Origin of the sequence: Xanthomonas codiaei (assembly GCF_002939785.1) — a bacterium.
Classification (GTDB): domain Bacteria; phylum Pseudomonadota; class Gammaproteobacteria; order Xanthomonadales; family Xanthomonadaceae; genus Xanthomonas; species Xanthomonas codiaei.
This window is the reverse complement of record NZ_MDEC01000011.1, coordinates 1-14,060: the sequence shown is the minus strand read 5'-3', so window position 1 is coordinate 14,060 and position 14,060 is coordinate 1. Positions and strand designations below refer to the sequence as shown.

The following is a 14,060-nucleotide window of genomic DNA, read 5'->3' as shown; positions in this document are numbered from 1 at the left end:
CCGGAATGGATGACCGGCAACGCTACTACGCGCGCGTCAGCGGGGCGTGTCCGTCATGCCGCGCAGCGTTCTGGCCTGCGGCTGTGCCGTCCTATAGGCAGGTGCAGGGTCTGCAGCGCACTGCCTACGCTGTGGCATGTGCAGCCCGTCGATGCCACATGCGGCAGGGGCTATCTTCCGGTTCGGCCCAGCGGCCGGGCGCGGTGTTGCCGCACTCAGAACGCCGGCAACACCGCGCCCTTGTACTTCTGCTCGATAAAGGCCTTCACTTCCGGGCTGGTCAATGCCTTGGCGAGCTTCTGCACGCGCGCATCGTCCTTGTTGTCCGCACGGGCCACCAGGAAGTTCACGTACGGCGAGTCCTTGCTTTCGATCGCCAGTGCGTCGCGGGTGGGATTGAGCCCGGCATCGAGCGCATAGTTGGTGTTGATCAAGGCAAGGTCGACCTGGTCCAGCACGCGCGGCAGCATCGCCGAGTCGAGCTCGCGGAATTTCAGCTGCCTGGGGTTGTCGACGATATCGCGCTGGGTGGACAGCGCATTGCCGGGGTCCTTGAGCTTGATGACTCCGGCCTTGTCGAGCAGGATCAGCGCGCGGCTGTTGTTGCTCGGATCATTGGGAATGACCACATCGGCGCCCGTGGGCAGATCGGCCAGCGCCTTGAAACGGCGCGAATACGCGCCGAACGGCTCGATATGCACGCCGACCACGGTCACCAGCTGGCTCTTGCGGTCGCGGTTGTACGCGTCCAGGTAGGGCTCGGTCTGGAAATAATTGACGTCGATCTGCTTCTGCACGACCTGGTCGTTGGGCTGCACGTAGTCGTTGAACACGCGCACGTCCAGCTTCACGCCCTGCTTGGCCAGCAGCGGTTCGACCACTTCCAGGATCTCGGCATGCGGCACCGCCGTGGCGGCGACGGTGAGGGTGTCGCCACCACTGCCGCCAGCGCTGCCGCCGCAGGACGCCAGCGCCAGCGTGGCGGCAGCCAGAAGGGAACGAAACGCAAAAGTGCTCATGTGGGGATCCGTGGGAGGAGGAGTGCGGGAAGGCCGCAGACGTCAAACCTAGCAGACCGCGGCGGCGGCGGCGATGCAGCGCCGCGGCAACCCACGGCGCGTGGCGCCATGCGGACAGGCGTTCGGGATGCGCCAGCACGGCCAGCACGGCTGGTACCAAGGCGCACGCTCCGCGTCCGCCGGCGCGCCCCTGCCCTGCGCCGGCTCAACGCCGGCTATAGTGCGCCACCAGCCGGTCGCCCAGCATCTGCAGCAGCTGCACCAGTACCAGCAGGGCGATGACGGTGATCAGCGCGACATCGGCATGCGAGCGCATGTAACCCTCGCGGTAGGCCACATCGCCCAGCCCGCCGGAACCGATCGCCCCGCCCATCGCGGTGAAGCCGATCAGCGCGATGGTGGTGACGGTGGCGCCGGCGATCAGGCCCGGCCGCGCTTCGGGCAGCAGCACCCGCAGCACCAGCTGCCGGGTGGTGGCGCCCATCGCCTGGCTGGCTTCGATGATGCCGCGATCGACTTCGCGCAACGCGGTTTCCACCAGGCGCGCGTAGAACGGTGCGGCACCCACCACCAACGGCAGGATCGCCCCGCGCACGCCGAGCGAGGTGCCCATCAGCATCAGCGTGAGCGGAATCATCGCGATCATCAGGATGATGAAGGGCACCGAACGCAGCAGGTTGATCACCAGCGCCAGCGCGCCATACAGCAGCGGGCGGCGACGCAGCTGCGGCGTGCCGCACAGGAACAGCGCCACGCCCAGCGGCAGGCCGATCAGCAGGGTCAGCGGCAGCGCCCCGGCCAGCATCAGCAAGGTATCCAGGGTGGCCTGGCCGATATCGCCCCATTTGGCGGCATCGAGATTGCGGAAGAAGCCGCCGGCGGCGGCAGTGATCGGAGTCATACGCGCAGATCCTCCACCTGCACGCCCGCCGCCAAGAAGCCGGCAAGCGCGGCGTTCTGGTCGCCGCCGGTCAGGGCGACGATCAGCTGGCCGTACGGGGTGTCCTTGATGCGGTCCACGCGCCCGGACAGGATGTTGTAGTCCACGCCGGTCTCGCGGGCGATGCGGCCCAGCACCGGCTCGTAGGTGCCGTTGCCCAGAAAGGTCAGCCGCACGATGCGCCCGCCGACGGCGGCGAAATCGCGGTGCAGTTCGGCTTCGTCCACGTGCTCGGCTTCGAAGACGAAGCGCCGCGTGGTGGCGTGCTTGGGATGCAGGAAGACCTCGGTGACCGGGCCGGTTTCCACCAGCTTGCCGGCATCCAGCACTGCCACGCGGTCGCAGACACGGCGGATCACGTCCATCTCGTGGGTGATCAGCACGATGGTCAGGCCCAGCTCGCGGTTGATCTGCGCCAGCAGCTGCAGCACCGAGGCGGTGGTCTGCGGATCCAGCGCGCTGGTGGCCTCGTCGCACAGCAGGATCTGCGGCCGGGTGGCCAGCGCGCGCGCAATGCCCACGCGCTGCTTCTGCCCACCGGACAGTTGCGCCGGATACTTGTTGGCGTGCTCCTGCAGCCCGACCCGGGCCAGCAGCTCGGCCACCCGCGCATCGATTTCGGCGCGCGCGGTGCCGGCCAGTTCCAGCGGGAAGGCCACATTGCCGGCCACGGTGCGCGAAGACAGCAGGTTGAAGTGCTGGAAGATCATGCCGATGCGCCGGCGCAGGGCGCGCAGGCCCTGGCTGTCCAGCGCGGTCACGTCTTCCTCGCCGATCAGCAGGCGCCCGCCACTGGGCTCTTCGAGCCGGTTGATCAGCCGGATCAACGTGGACTTGCCGGCCCCGGAATGGCCAATGATGCCGAACACCTCGCCGGGGCCGATCCGCAGATCGAGCGGGTGCAGCGCCACGATCTGACGACCGTCAACGGAGTAGGACTTGTGCAGGCGCTGAAACTGGATCACCGCGCGTGGCCGGTTGGGGGGTCGTGAAGCCTACCACCGGGAGTCGGGATTCGGGATTCGGGATTGGCAAAGGCCACGGCGACTCTGCTGTTGCCAATCCCGAATCCCGAATCACGGCCGCTGGGGATTGGGGATTCGCAAAAGCAACCGGCACCCCGCTGTTGCCAATCCCGAATCCCGAATCCCGAATGCCGAATCCCCAATCACGGCCTGTCCAACGGCGGCAGCCTGTCAGCCCGCCGTATCCGCTCCCGGCGCAACAAATACAGGCCGCTGGCGACGATGATGCCGGCGCCGGTCCAGGTCCAGCTATCGGGCAGGGTCTGCCACAGCAGCCAGTCCCAGCCGATCACCCAGACCAGGCCGCTGTATTCCAGCGGGGCGATCATCGAGGCCTCGCCGCGCAGGAAGGCTTGGGTCAGCGCAATCTGGCCCAGCGCGCCGGCCAGGCCCATGCCGGCGATCAGCCAGGCGTGGCGGCCCTGCAGCGGCACCCAGCCGGGGATGGCCAGCACGCCGGCACCGATCGCCATGAACAGCAGGAACCACACCACCATCGCCTGCGGGGTGTCGGTGCGGGTCAACAGGCTCACCGTGACCGCGGCCACCGCATAGGCCGTGGCCGCCAGCAGCACCATCAGGCCGGGCAGCGAGATCAGCCCGTCCACGCCGGGGCGCAGCACCACGATGACCCCGACCAGGCCAATGCCTATCGCGGTCCAGCGGCGCGGCCCGACGTGCTCGCCCAGCAGCGGCACCGACAGGGCCGCCACCAGCAACGGCGCCACGAAGTACAGCGTGTAGGCGGTCGATAGCGGCATCCGCTTCAGGCCGTAGACGAAGCAGCCGATCATCGCCATGCCCAACGCCCCGCGCAGCAGATGCAGGCCCCAGCGCACCGGCACGATGGAGCGCGGCCCGGCCGTGGCCAGCACCCACACCAGCACGAACGGCAGCGATGCCGCACCGCGCAGCAAGGTCACCTGCAGCGGCGGGTAATGCGCCGACAGCAGCTTCATTCCCGCATCCATCAGCGAGAAGCAGGCCACGGCGGCCACCATCCAGGCGATGGCAGGGAACGGAGATCGGGTGCTGGGCATGGCGCATTATCGCTGCCGCGCCCCATCGATCGCCACGCGCCGGTGACGGGTAGCCCGGCGCGATGCCATAGAATGACCGCTGTATTCAGACAGCAGGAGCCTTGCATGCCTTCCTTCGACGTGGTGTCCGAAGTCGACAAGCACGAATTGACCAATGCGGTGGACCAGGCCAACCGTGAACTGGACACGCGTTTCGACTTCAAGGGTGTGGAGGCGAAGTTCGAGCTGGAAGACGGCAAGGTGATCCACCAGTCCGCTCCCAGCGACTTCCAGCTCAAGCAGATGACCGACATCCTGCGCGCGCGGCTGCTGGCGCGCGGCATCGATGTGCGCTGCCTGGAGTTCGGCGAGGTGGAGACCAACCTGGCCGGCGCGCGACAAAAGGTCACCGTCAAGCAGGGCATCGAGCAGAAGCAGGCCAAGCAGCTGGTGGCCAAGCTCAAGGAAGCCAAGCTCAAGGTGGAAGCGCAGATCAACGGCGACAAGCTGCGCGTGACCGGCAAGAAGCGCGACGACCTGCAGGATGCGATCGCGCTGCTGAAAAAGGCCGACTTCGAGTTGCCGCTGCAGTTCGACAACTTCCGCGATTGAGCGCAACCCAACGATGGCGGTGTGGGCGGTGATCGATCCGGCGATGCAGCACTCAGCCGCATGCCGTGGGGATGCGCACTGCAGCGGCTTGCGCTGGCGGTATGCAGCCGCCAGCGCCGATCGTCGTACCGGGCAGCGGGTGTAGCGGGCCGCGATGCGTGCGCTGTTCGCCAGCCTGTTGCATCGCCTGCATGCGTTCCGGCGGGCAGGCACGCGTGCTGCGGGCGCCATGCCTGCCGCGCGGGCGTATGCACAGCCGCGGATCGAAGCCGGATCGACGCTGCACACCATGGCGTGCCTGGACCCGATCGAGGCGGCCGCCTTCGCCGATGCCTTTGCCGCGGAAATCGACCGCGCCATTGCGCAATGCACGCTGGGCGGTGCTGACAGCAGCCAGGCGCAGGCGCTGGAACAGATCCATTCGCTGAAGAACACCGTCTCGCTGACCGGATCGCAGGAGTTGCTCAGGGCCTGCGACCAGCTGCGCAGCGAGGTGGAGCGCAACGCCGTCAGCGACACGCTTGCGCACCGCTTCACCGCAGTAGCCACCGCCGCTGGTCTACTGGTCAGGCAGTACCGGCGCACCCTTCATCAGGACAACGCAGAGCCTCATGCCTAGCCCTTCCCAACGCGCAACGCCCGGCCTGATTCCGGCGGCCAGGCAGTTGCGCAACGACAGACTGGTGCGGCTGCTCGAGTCGTTTCTGGAATACCGCGCTTGCGTCGGCCGCGTGGTGGTGCAGACCATCGTGATGCTGTGGTGCCTTGGCTGGCTGTACGGGCCGCAACCGGTGCTGGTCAAGGATGCGCATGCGGTGTTTCCGACTGCGGTGACCTTGTGGGTCGTCTCGGTGGTCTGGATGGTGCTGGTGCGGCGCAAGACCATCGCGCAGAGGGAATGGCTGGATGCGGTGGGCTTTGCGATGAGTCTGCTGTTCATCGGTATCCAGACCTCCCTGGCCTTCATCCTGCTGATGTCGTTGAACGCGTTCCTGCCGTTCATCACCATCGCCGCGGTGGCGCGCTATGGGCAACGCGCCACCGTGCCGGTGCTGTTGAGCACCTTCGTGCTGATGCTGGTGACCGCACCGGCCGGCTACTGGCTGTCGCGGCCGGCGTATTTCGTCTACGCGGTGGCGTTGAGCGTGGTATTGCCGCTGCTGGTGTCGCGCATCGTGATCGCGATGCAGGAAGTGGCGCTGCAGGCGCTTGCCTCGCGCGATGCGCAAAGCCGCTTCATCAGCACCATGAACCACGAATTGCGCACACCGTTGAATGCCGTCATCAACTGCGCGCAGCTGATCGATACCGACGCCATGCCGACGCAACAGCGCGACCTGATCCAGGCGGTGACGGTCAACGCCACCGCCCTGCGCCACCGCGTCAACGAGGTGCTGGACGTGGCCAGCATCGACGGCGGGCGCCTGCAATTGCACAGCAAGCCCTTGAGCATGCTGGACGTGCTAACCACCGTCAAAGCAGTCTGCGCGACCGCCGCATCCACCAAGGGCGTGTCGCTGGGCGTGCGCATGGAAGCGGCACAGACGCCCTACCTGCTTGGCGACGAAGGCCGCATCGAGCAGGTGATCACCAACCTGGTCATCAATGCGATCAAGTTCACCCCGGCCGGCGGCGCAGTGGAGTTGTTGATCGAGGCCACCCAGGCCGATGGGCGATGGACGCTGGAGGCGACCGTCACCGATACCGGCATCGGCGTGCCCGACGACAGCAAGGCCTACATCTTCACCCCCTTCACCCAGCTCAGCACCGGTTTCGGCCGTGCCGAAGGCGGTGTCGGCCTGGGCCTGTACATCGCCTTGTCGGTCTCCGATGCGATGGGCGGCAGCCTGACGGTGAGCGACAACCCTGCCGGCGGCAGCATCTTCCGCTGGATCTTCGAGTTGCCGGCCGCCGCCAACAGCAGCCGCACGGGCGATGTGCGCGATGCGCTGGCCGAGCACGCACGGACGGTGCCGCCACTGCACTGCCTGGTGTTCGAGGACATGGATACCAATCGCCTGGTGATCGGCAACCTGCTGACCCGTGCCGGGCACCGGGTGAGCTTCCATGCCGACGGCACCGACGCGGTGCAGCGCATCGCCCAGGCCGGCCCGGACATCGTCTTTCTCGATCTGCACATGCCCGGCACCTCCGGCTGGGACGCGCTGGGACAGGCGCGCGATGCGATCGACCGGTTGCCGCCGATCATCGTGCTGACCGCCGACACGCGCACCGATTCGATGCGCGAGGCCGCCGCTGCCGGCGTGGCCGGCTATCTGTCCAAGCCGATCAACGCGCACGAACTGCTTGCGCTGCTTGCCCAGCATGCCGCACAGCGATAGCCCCGACCTGAAACCGGGCAACGCGGCGCGCTGGCACTGGCGTACCGCAACGCCGGCACGCCGCGAGCTGGCGTTGCTGTACCTGCATGGGTTCTCCGCAAGCCCGGGCGAGGCCGGCGCGCTGCCCGAACAGATGGCCGATGCGCTGGACGCCAATGGCTACGTACACCGATGGCCGGGCCATGGGCAGCGCGCAGCCGATGCCATGGCCGGGCTCACCCCGGCCGCGATGCAGGCCTCGGCACTTCAGGCGCTGGACCAGGCGCAGCGCATGGGCGAGCGCGTGGCCATTGTCGGTTCCTCGCTGGGCGGCACCTTGGCGCTATGGCTGGCCGCACAGCGCCCCGAGCAGGTCGCCGCGGTGGTGGCGTGGTCGCCCGGCATCCGGCCCGTCAACGCCGGTCTGCTTGATCGGCTCTGCCAGCCGCAGCTGCCGGTCACCGACCCATACCCGCGCACCGAGGCAGTCCGGGCCTGCTGGTCGGACACCATCCATCCCGATGGCTTTCGCACCCTGCGTGGCCTGTTCAAGCTGTTTGCGGCCTCCCCGCCGTGGCCGCAGGTGCGCTGCCCGGTCATGTTGGGCTACTACCGCGCGCCCAATGGCGAGCAGGACCCGATCTCCTCGGTGCCGGCGATGCTGGCCATGTTCCAGGCGCTGGGCACAGCGCCAGCGCGCAGGCAGGCGATCGCCTTTGCCAGCGGCGCGCATGCCATCGGCTCGCCGCACAAGTCCCCGATCGCCGAGCAGGTGGCGCAAACGTCGGTGCAGTTCCTGCGTCAACAGCTTGGCAGTGACGGCTACGCCGACCAGGCTGGCAGTGCCGATAGCCGCGACTGATCTGACACCCTGCGCCTGCGCCACCGCGCAGGCGTAGTTGCGGCGATGCGCGTTGCCAGTGGCATCGGCCACCCTGCCGACAGCGATCGCATACACTGGCGCGCCATCACGCCGCCGCCACGATGACCACCACGCCCACCCTGCCCGCTCCCCTGGCCGCCACCCGCACCTGGATCGAGCGCGCGGTGATCGGGCTGAACCTGTGCCCGTTCGCCAAGGCGGTGTACGTCAAGGACCAGGTGCGCCTGGTGCTCAGCGATGCCAGCACGCCGGAGGCGCTGCTGGAGCAACTGGCCGAAGAACTCGTCCTGTTGCGCGACACCCCGGCCGAGCAGATCGATACCACGCTGATCGTGCACCCGGACGTGCTGACCGATTTCCTGGACTACAACGACTTTCTCGACAACGCCGATGCCGCGGTGGAAGCGCTGGATCTGCAGGGCGTGCTGCAGGTGGCCAGCTTCCATCCCGATTACCAGTTCGCCGGCGCCGCGCCGGAGGATGTGGCCAACTTCACCAACCGCTCGCCCTTCCCCACCCTGCACCTGCTGCGCGAAGACAGCGTGGAGCGTGCGGTGGCCGCGTTCCCGGATCCGGATGTGATCGTCGAACGCAATATCGCCACGCTGCAACGGCTGGGCCAGGCCGGCTGGGAGCGGGTGTTGAACGGGGCCGAGCACTGAGGGCGGCGCACGCAGCGCAGCACCTGCCGCAGCCCTAGCCGCCTGCTCCACGCCAGAACCGGCACACCGGCAGCACGTACCACCACGCGCTGCGCGTTGTGAGCCAGCCGCCTGTCAACGCGCCGGCGCCACGAACACCGGGTTGGAATAAAACCACAGGTCCTGCCACGGATCCTCGCCGGCGGTATCCGCTAATGGCGCCTGCTGATCGGTGTTGCTGCCGCGCACGCGCACGAAGCCGCCGCGCGACAGATCCGGCAAGAGCAGCGATGCGACCAGCCAGCCATCGCGTCGCTGCAACGCGTTGCGCTCGATGCGTTGCACCTGCATCTGCAGCGCGCCGTCATGAGCGGTGGTGCCGACGATGACATCGACATGCTGCAGCTGCGGGCGTTGCCCGTGGCGGTTGACCTGCGGCGGCTCGTGCAGACGCAAGACAATCTGCGCCGATGCAGCGGTTGCCATGCGCAAGGTCTCGCCCAGGCTGGCGGTGCCGACAATGCGGCCATCGGCGGTGGTGGACTGCAGTTGCAGGTCCATCGCATCGATCAGATCGCCGGTCACCGCAAAGCTCTTGCCGGCACGCAGCGCACGCAGGATATCGGCCGGATCGCGCCGGGCCAGGACATAGGTCTTGCTGTATTCGCCCGGATCGAACTCGGCACCGCCATCGCGCCAGTTGCGGTGCGAATCGGAGGTGGCGGTGATCCAGAAATGCCGGCCCTCGGCCAGCATGCCGTCCCACACGCCACCCACCTGCGCGGTCATCTGGTCGAAGCCGCCCAGCGTCGGCGCGGCCGCGTTGCGATACAGGCCGCGGTGCCGGGTGTCGGCCTGGTGGCCGGGTGCGCCTTCCATGCCGATCACCACCTGCGGCGCGGCATCCTGCCAGGCACGCAGTTCGACGGGACTCACCTTGCCCCAGCTCCCCAGCGCGGCGGCGGTGCGCGAGGGGTGGTTGACGATCAGCACCGGCTGCGGGCGCAGCGCCTGCATCGCACGCACTGCGTCCAGCATCGCCTGCTCGGTATCGCGCGTGCTGCCATCGAGCAGTTCGGCACGGTTGTAGTCGCGTTCCAGCCCTTGCAGTTGCGCCTGTTCGTGCGGCCCGGGCGCGATGATCAACGAGGCGTGTTCGGCCGCCGGCACATCGAATTCCATGCCGTGGAACTGGATCAACTGCGGCACCGCACGCCGGGCACGCTGCAATGCCGGCCAGGCCTGCTCGCGCGTCACCACCGAATGGCCCGGCCCGCCGTGATCGGTGTGCACGATCCAGCTCAGGCCATTGGCCAGCGCCTGCTGCGCATTGCGCTCACGCGTATACGGCGAATCGCCGCCACGGATCGGCGTGGGCGGCGTGGTGGAGCGGTCCCAGGTCACGCTCCATTCGCTGTGCACGTGGTGATCGCCTGCCAGCCAGTGCGGTTGATCGTCGCTGCCGGCCGATTGCGCTGCATGTGCGCCGCCGGCACAGGCGAACGCAATCGCGAGCGCCGCCATCGGTGTGCCAAGTGCGCGCATCAGAAGCTCGCCTGCAGGCCCAGCGAATAGGTGCGCCCGTAGTCGGTGTAGCCGGAAAACAGATGCTCGCCCACATACATGTGCTGGACCTGCCCGGTGAGGTTGATGGCGTTGACGAACACCGCCACGGTGGGATTGATCTGCCAGGAGAGGTTGCCATCCAGGGTGCCGAAGGCGCGCGTGTTGTTGGTCGCCACGTCGGCGGTGCCCACCGAGTTGACGATGTCGTCGCGCCAGCTGTAGCTCAACCGCATCGACAACGGCCCCTTCTCGTAGAAGCCGACCAGGTTGTAGCTGTTCTTGGCCACACCTTCCAGCGCATCCTGGAAGTGCTGCGTGCCATCGACATAGTTGGCCTGGCTATCGGTCCAGGTGTAGTTGGCCTGCATGCCCAGCCCGTCGAACGGCGCCGGCAGGCCGCTGAACACCTGCTGCCAGGCCAGCTCCACGCCCTGCACCCTGGCCTTGCCGCCATTGACCTTGGACGAGAGCAGATAGCTGCGCCCCTGGTAGTCCAGGTTGGAGAATTGGGTCTGCACGAACCGGCTGATGTCCTTGTAGAACACCCCGGCCACCAGAGCCGAGGAGGGCGAGGTATACCACTCGAAGGTGAGGTCGTACTGCAGCGCTTCGAATGGCTCCAGATTCGGATTGCCGCCGCTGGCGGTAAGCGTTTCGCCGCTGGAATTGAAGGTGAGCTTGGACGACAGATCGGTGAGGTCCGGGCGCGTGATCACCTTGGCGGCCGCACCACGCAGCACCACGCTCTGGCTCAGGTCCAGCGCCACGTTCAACGACGGCAGCACGTCGTTGTAGCTGCGTTCGAACACCACCGGCTGCGCGCTGCCATCCAGGTTGGCGTGGCCTTCGGTGCGCTGCTGGGTGTGCACGCCGCGCACGCCGAGATTGCCGCGCAGCTCGTGGCCGGCCAGCGGCGTGGCGAATTCGCCCATCACGTACGCCGAGCTGATGTCCTCGAGCACGCGGTAGGAATTTTGCAGGTCATCGCTGCTGGGGCTGTTGGCCAGATCCGCGCTGGTGGGCCAGTCGCCCCAGAACGGCGCTTCGCGTGGTGCCAGCCATTGCCGCGGCAGCTGGCCATTGCCGCCTGCCAGCATGTCGCTCACCGGCAGCGAGGGAGAAAAATAGCTGGCATCGAAGCGCCTGCCGGCGATGCTGTTGTTGATCAGGTCGGTACGCTCGTAGCGGCGTTCGCGGCTGCGGTACTTGGCGCCAAGCTTGAGCGCACTGAAGAAGCCGCTGTCCAGCATGCGGTCTGCGTCGAACTGCAGGGCACGTTCGCGGTCCACCGCATCGATGATGCGCCACTCCAGGCGGCGGCCGGGCGTCTGCGCCGGATCGGTGGGGTCGTAGCCGTCGGTGAAGGCCCAGTTCGGCACGTTGTCGCCAGAGGCGCGCGGAAACGAGACACGCTGATCGACCGTGGCGCCGGTGCGCAGGCGGGTGCGGCGAATCGGGTCGTCGTTCCAGCTATGCGCACGCGACAGAAAGCCGGTGCCCTGCACCTTCCATGCATCGCCCTGCCAGGCGCCGCTGAGCCGCAGGCTGCGGTTTTCGTCGGTCATGCCCGAGGTTTCGCGCGAGAGCTGCACCTGGCCGTTGCGGTAGTCGAACGCGGTGAGCGTATCGCCTGCGATGGTGAGGTTGCGCATGTTGCCCGGCTCCCAGCCGGTGCCGATCGCCAATTCGTCGTAGTCCACCTGCTGGCGTGCGTAGAACAGATCCAGGTTGAACTCCAGCGCGTCGCTGGGTGTGAACTGCACCGAGCTGGCCACGCCGATGCGCTTGCGATGCTCCAGTTCCAGTGTCGGACGGATCGCCGAAGGCGCCCAGATCGCACCGGTGTCGGCGCGGCCGTCGCCGTTGCTGTCGATGCCCTCGGCGTAGCGCTCCCAATAGGTCTCGTTGACGCGGTCCTGGCGCAGGCTGCGCTCGGCATAGGCGGCGGCGAACAACACGCCCAGGGTCTTGTCGGCGTTGACCCAGTTGTACAGGCCCGAAACGCGCGGGTCGTTTTCATCGGCCAGTTGCGGGTGGCTGAGCTCGGCCGACAGATGCGTCTCGGCATTGCCCAGCTGCAGCGGGCGAAACGTCTTGACGTTGACCACGCCGCCAATGGCGCCTTCATCCAGCGCAGCGGTGGGGCTCTTGATCACCTCCAGCCCGGATACCAGTTCGGCGGGCAGCGTATCGAAGCGGAACTGACGGCCGGTCTGGCCGGAATTGCGCACGTTCTCGTTGACCGCCATGGTCTGGCCATTGAGCGTGGTGACCTGGAAACTCGGCCCCAGCCCGCGCACGCGCACATACACGCCTTCGCCGCGATCGCGCTCGATTGTCACGCCCGGCAGGCGCTGCAAGGCTTCGGCCACGTTCTGCGCAGGCAGCTTGCCGATGTCCTCGGCTTCGATCGAGTCGATCACGCTCGGCGCATAGCGCTTGTCGTTGAGCGCGCGTTCCAGGCTGGAGGCGTAGCTGCCGAGCACCTGCACGCTGTCCAACTCGGTAGGTTGCGTGGCGGCGGCAGGTGCCTGCTGTGCCTGCGCGGCGACGGAAATGAGCGCGGCAGTGACGGCGAGCATCAGCGCGGCATGGCGAGGGCAACGCGCAAGATGCACGGGAAAAGAGGTCATGAGGTTTCCGGGTAGTGGGGGAGCCGGACTGCGCAGCTGCTGTCGTGTCGGCGCGCGACATGAAAGGAAATTCGTATGAAATGTTGATGACATCCGCGCAGCGCGATAACGGCCGCTAGCGCACGCGCCTTGCTGCGACAACGACAGACAGCGCGCTACAGTGCTGGCGACTTCATTGCCGGTAATGCCCAGATGCCGCTGATTCCCGCCGTTTCCGCATGGAACCCGTCACCGCTGCAGGACCGCGTGGTGATCATCACCGGCGGCGCGCAAGGCATCGGCCGCGGCATTGCGCAGGCGGTGCTGGGGGCCGGCGGCAGCGTGGTGATCGGCGATCTGGACGCGGCCGCCGGCAAGGCCTGCCTGCAGGAATGGGCGCTGCCGCGTCGCAGCGCCTTCGTGCGTTGCGATGCGGCGCGCGAAGCCCACGCCGCGCGCCTGATCGCCACCGCGCTCAAACGCTTCGGCCGCATCGATGGCCTGGTCAACAATGCCGGCGTGCCCGATCCGCATATCGCCGCGCTGCCGCAGCTGGAATGGGATGCATGGAATCGCCGGCTGTCCAGCCTGCACGGCGCCTTCCTGTGCAGCAAGCACGCCTTGCCTGCGCTGACCCAGGCGCCCGGCGGTGGCGCCATCATCAACATCGCCTCCACCCGCGCCTGGCAATCGGAGCCGCACAGCGAAGCCTATGCGGCCGCCAAGGGCGGTCTGGTCGCCTTCACCCATGCGCTGGCGGTGAGCGAAGGCCCGCAGATCCGCGTCAACAGCATCAGTCCGGGCTGGATCAGCACCGATGCCTGGCGCGCCCCGCAACGTCGGCGTGCACCCAGACTCTCGCGGCGCGATCATGCGCAGCATCCGGCCGGGCGGGTGGGCACCCCGGAAGACATCGCGCAATTGGCGGTCTATCTGCTGGCACCACAGCTGTCGGGGTTCGTTACCGGGCAGGACTTCGTTGTCGATGGCGGCATGTCGCGCAGGATGCAGTACGCGTGAGGGCATGCTGCTGATGCGGGTGGTGTTGGTGTTGGTGTGATGCGCAGCGTGCTGATGCGCGGCAGAGACACGCACTCTTGGCGATCTGTGGTGCTTGCCATGCACTGCATCGGTGAGGCGGAAACCGGGATGTTGGCGGCGTGTCCTGCAGCCATGTCGGTATCGCTACGCTTTCTGCGTTGTGCAGGCGTTGGTTGCGTCGGTTTGCTCGTACCCTCACCCCAACCCCCGCTCCGCGCCCCGGCCCGCGCTTGCGGCGAGGGCGCTCAAAGGCACGCGCGCCAGTGGCGCGCAAGCTGTGCCTTCTCGCCCCGAGGGGAGAGCAACTGTCTTGATCAACCGGCGGCGTCAGCCGCCAGTTGATCTCGCATCTTGGCGTTGAGGATGACCAGCAGCTTGCGC

The 14,060-nt window shown here is 67.4% G+C and carries 12 protein-coding genes; 6 read left to right on the top strand and 6 right to left on the bottom strand.

The annotated features are described in order from the left end of the window. Positions 1 to 215 precede the first annotated feature (215 nt). The 4 genes from XcodCFBP4690_RS09730 to XcodCFBP4690_RS09715 all read right to left on the bottom strand — a co-directional run bounded on the left by XcodCFBP4690_RS09730 (position 216) and on the right by XcodCFBP4690_RS09715 (position 4,024). Positions 216 to 1,019 carry a MetQ/NlpA family ABC transporter substrate-binding protein gene (locus XcodCFBP4690_RS09730; protein WP_104540763.1) on the bottom strand — a complete coding sequence of 268 codons (804 nt, stop codon included), beginning with the start codon at positions 1,017 to 1,019 and terminating at the stop codon, positions 216 to 218. A 205-nt stretch (positions 1,020 to 1,224) separates the two neighbouring features. Beyond that, entirely contained in the window at positions 1,225 to 1,920 is a 696-nt protein-coding gene (locus tag XcodCFBP4690_RS09725) for a methionine ABC transporter permease (protein WP_104540762.1), read from the bottom strand. Next, positions 1,917 to 2,924 (bottom strand): methionine ABC transporter ATP-binding protein, encoded by a 1,008-nt coding sequence (locus XcodCFBP4690_RS09720; RefSeq protein ID WP_104540761.1) that lies wholly within the window; start codon positions 2,922 to 2,924, stop codon positions 1,917 to 1,919. Before XcodCFBP4690_RS09720 ends, XcodCFBP4690_RS09725 begins: the two co-directional genes overlap by 4 nt. A 203-nt stretch (positions 2,925 to 3,127) precedes the next feature. Beyond that, entirely contained in the window at positions 3,128 to 4,024 is an 897-nt protein-coding gene (locus tag XcodCFBP4690_RS09715) for a DMT family transporter (RefSeq protein ID WP_104540760.1), read from the bottom strand. A 105-nt stretch (positions 4,025 to 4,129) separates the two neighbouring features. Here XcodCFBP4690_RS09715 and XcodCFBP4690_RS09710 point away from each other — a divergent pair, with 105 nt between their 5' ends. From XcodCFBP4690_RS09710 to XcodCFBP4690_RS09690, 5 genes are all read left to right on the top strand, one after another. After that, positions 4,130 to 4,615 carry a YajQ family cyclic di-GMP-binding protein gene (locus XcodCFBP4690_RS09710; RefSeq protein ID WP_104540759.1) on the top strand — a complete coding sequence of 162 codons (486 nt, stop codon included), beginning with the start codon at positions 4,130 to 4,132 and terminating at the stop codon, positions 4,613 to 4,615. Positions 4,616 to 4,769: 154 nt separating this feature from the next. Beyond that, positions 4,770 to 5,234, top strand: coding sequence for a hypothetical protein (locus XcodCFBP4690_RS09705; protein ID WP_104540758.1), 465 nt, complete (start codon positions 4,770 to 4,772; stop codon positions 5,232 to 5,234). Beyond that, positions 5,227 to 6,957, top strand: coding sequence for an ATP-binding response regulator (locus tag XcodCFBP4690_RS09700; protein WP_104540757.1), 1,731 nt, complete (start codon positions 5,227 to 5,229; stop codon positions 6,955 to 6,957). The genes XcodCFBP4690_RS09705 and XcodCFBP4690_RS09700 overlap by 8 nt, the downstream gene beginning before the upstream one ends. Continuing rightward, positions 6,941 to 7,798 carry an alpha/beta hydrolase gene (locus tag XcodCFBP4690_RS09695; RefSeq protein WP_104540756.1) on the top strand — a complete coding sequence of 286 codons (858 nt, stop codon included), beginning with the start codon at positions 6,941 to 6,943 and terminating at the stop codon, positions 7,796 to 7,798. Before XcodCFBP4690_RS09700 ends, XcodCFBP4690_RS09695 begins: the two co-directional genes overlap by 17 nt. A 122-nt stretch (positions 7,799 to 7,920) precedes the next feature. Next, the gene (locus XcodCFBP4690_RS09690) at positions 7,921 to 8,481 is read left to right on the top strand and encodes a DUF1415 domain-containing protein (RefSeq protein ID WP_104540755.1); all 561 of its coding nucleotides are present in this window, start codon (positions 7,921 to 7,923) and stop codon (positions 8,479 to 8,481) included. Between the two features lie 114 nt (positions 8,482 to 8,595). Here the strand turns inward: XcodCFBP4690_RS09690 and XcodCFBP4690_RS09685 are convergent, their stop codons facing one another. Further along, positions 8,596 to 10,005, bottom strand: a complete 1,410-nt coding sequence (locus XcodCFBP4690_RS09685) for a CehA/McbA family metallohydrolase domain-containing protein (RefSeq protein WP_104540754.1) — start codon at positions 10,003 to 10,005, stop codon at positions 8,596 to 8,598. Continuing rightward, the gene (locus XcodCFBP4690_RS09680; RefSeq protein ID WP_104540753.1) at positions 10,005 to 12,608 is read right to left on the bottom strand and encodes a TonB-dependent receptor; all 2,604 of its coding nucleotides are present in this window, start codon (positions 12,606 to 12,608) and stop codon (positions 10,005 to 10,007) included. Before XcodCFBP4690_RS09680 ends, XcodCFBP4690_RS09685 begins: the two co-directional genes overlap by 1 nt. A gap of 243 nt (positions 12,609 to 12,851) precedes the next feature. On the opposite strand from XcodCFBP4690_RS09680, the gene XcodCFBP4690_RS09675 reads away from it, so the two are divergent. Next, entirely contained in the window at positions 12,852 to 13,658 is an 807-nt protein-coding gene (locus XcodCFBP4690_RS09675; RefSeq protein WP_104540752.1) for an SDR family oxidoreductase, read from the top strand. The last annotated feature ends 402 nt before the right edge of the window (positions 13,659 to 14,060 follow it).

Excerpts from the sequence above, each read along its gene's own strand:
- XcodCFBP4690_RS09730 (WP_104540763.1), bottom strand. The coding sequence starts at position 1,019 with ATGAGCACTTTTGCGTTTCGTTCCCTTCTGGCTGCCGCCACGCTGGCG.
- XcodCFBP4690_RS09725 (WP_104540762.1), bottom strand. The coding sequence starts at position 1,920 with ATGACTCCGATCACTGCCGCCGCCGGCGGCTTCTTCCGCAATCTCGAT.
- XcodCFBP4690_RS09715 (WP_104540760.1), bottom strand. The coding sequence starts at position 4,024 with ATGCCCAGCACCCGATCTCCGTTCCCTGCCATCGCCTGGATGGTGGCC.
- XcodCFBP4690_RS09710 (WP_104540759.1), top strand. The coding sequence starts at position 4,130 with ATGCCTTCCTTCGACGTGGTGTCCGAAGTCGACAAGCACGAATTGACC.
- XcodCFBP4690_RS09705 (WP_104540758.1), top strand. The coding sequence starts at position 4,770 with ATGCGTGCGCTGTTCGCCAGCCTGTTGCATCGCCTGCATGCGTTCCGG.
- XcodCFBP4690_RS09700 (WP_104540757.1), top strand. The coding sequence starts at position 5,227 with ATGCCTAGCCCTTCCCAACGCGCAACGCCCGGCCTGATTCCGGCGGCC.
- XcodCFBP4690_RS09695 (WP_104540756.1), top strand. The coding sequence starts at position 6,941 with ATGCCGCACAGCGATAGCCCCGACCTGAAACCGGGCAACGCGGCGCGC.
- XcodCFBP4690_RS09690 (WP_104540755.1), top strand. The coding sequence starts at position 7,921 with ATGACCACCACGCCCACCCTGCCCGCTCCCCTGGCCGCCACCCGCACC.
- XcodCFBP4690_RS09685 (WP_104540754.1), bottom strand. The coding sequence starts at position 10,005 with ATGCGCGCACTTGGCACACCGATGGCGGCGCTCGCGATTGCGTTCGCC.
- XcodCFBP4690_RS09680 (WP_104540753.1), bottom strand. The coding sequence starts at position 12,608 with ATGCTCGCCGTCACTGCCGCGCTCATTTCCGTCGCCGCGCAGGCACAG.
- XcodCFBP4690_RS09675 (WP_104540752.1), top strand. The coding sequence starts at position 12,852 with ATGCCGCTGATTCCCGCCGTTTCCGCATGGAACCCGTCACCGCTGCAG.